General features: G+C 34.9%; 2 protein-coding genes. Both read right to left on the bottom strand.

Annotated elements, in window-relative coordinates; genetic code table 11:
- Nucleotides 1-169 precede the first annotated feature (169 nt).
- A complete protein-coding gene (locus EHQ16_RS19490) occupies nucleotides 170-346 on the bottom strand; it encodes a hypothetical protein (protein WP_167482651.1) in 177 nt (58 codons plus the stop codon).
- On the bottom strand, nucleotides 346-822 hold the full coding sequence (locus EHQ16_RS09520) for a type II toxin-antitoxin system VapC family toxin (protein ID WP_135633354.1): 477 nt from the start codon (nucleotides 820-822) through the stop codon (nucleotides 346-348). The genes EHQ16_RS19490 and EHQ16_RS09520 overlap by 1 nt, the downstream gene beginning before the upstream one ends.
- Nucleotides 823-932 lie beyond the last annotated feature (110 nt).

Here is a 932-nt window from a genome sequence, read left to right as displayed (position 1 = left end):
ATAACGAACTAGTGGAGACGACGTTCCTCGTAGCTGAGCCTCGCAGAGGCGTTAGCGTCGGCGCGCTTCTTGCGTGCGCAAGAAAGCGTGACGGAGAGGAATGTGCCGCAGGCCAAGCGAGGCCGTAAGTGCCGAAGCGCAGCGTTTCCGCGCTGTTATGCGAAGTCTCTTATTTTAAAGAAGGGGTTTTAGACTTTCTATCTAATTCATCTTTCTCTACAATTCTTGTTTTATAAATTTCATGTAGCGATTGATGTTTTTTTAGAATTAGTTCAAAATCATTTTTACTTTCTTGTTCTAACTCGGCTTTAATTTTTCTAACTTCTGTTATAATTAAATCTTCCATTATGAAATCTCCATTAAAGCTTCCGGCGTAATAAGCAAGGGTGTTTTTAAATTTAGTTCTAAATTCAAATCAATTAATGCACTTTGAGTTCTAGGGTTAGAAATGTGTTTCATATTCCAACTTAAAAGATACTCAACTTCATAAAATGACGCATACGCGATATGAATGGTATCATATTTAGATTTTTCTGGAATGTTTAATTTTGAAAAATATTTGTCAGCAAGAGTCATAATTTCGACTTTTTCTGCTAAAATTGGCAAATTTTCGGATGCTTTTAATCTTTTTTCAGCTTCGAGTTGGTTTCCCTTTGAAATTTCTTCAATAACGGCAAGAGAAATAAAGCAGTCAAATTTGCTCATTTCATCTTCCCACCAGTCAATTGTGGTTTCTTGACGTGATAAAGTGCGAATATCTTTAGAAAGTTTGGCTGTATAGTAGCTTATTACTGAAGTTTCAATATAAACTCGACTTTTCATCTACCAGAACTGTTTAACTTTGTGAACTCAGTGTAAAGATTAAAAATTTCCTTTTTTTGAGTTATTTTTGTTAAAAAGAATTTTCTAAGAGATTTCGCATAACGAACTAG

Source organism: Leptospira kanakyensis (genome assembly GCF_004769235.1).
Taxonomy (GTDB): Bacteria; Spirochaetota; Leptospiria; order Leptospirales; family Leptospiraceae; genus Leptospira_A; species Leptospira_A kanakyensis.
The sequence above is the reverse complement of the archived record's forward strand: the minus strand, read 5'-3'. Positions and strand labels throughout refer to the sequence as shown.

Excerpts from the sequence above, each read along its gene's own strand:
- EHQ16_RS19490 (WP_167482651.1), bottom strand. The coding sequence starts at position 346 with ATGGAAGATTTAATTATAACAGAAGTTAGAAAAATTAAAGCCGAGTTA.
- EHQ16_RS09520 (WP_135633354.1), bottom strand. The coding sequence starts at position 822 with ATGAAAAGTCGAGTTTATATTGAAACTTCAGTAATAAGCTACTATACA.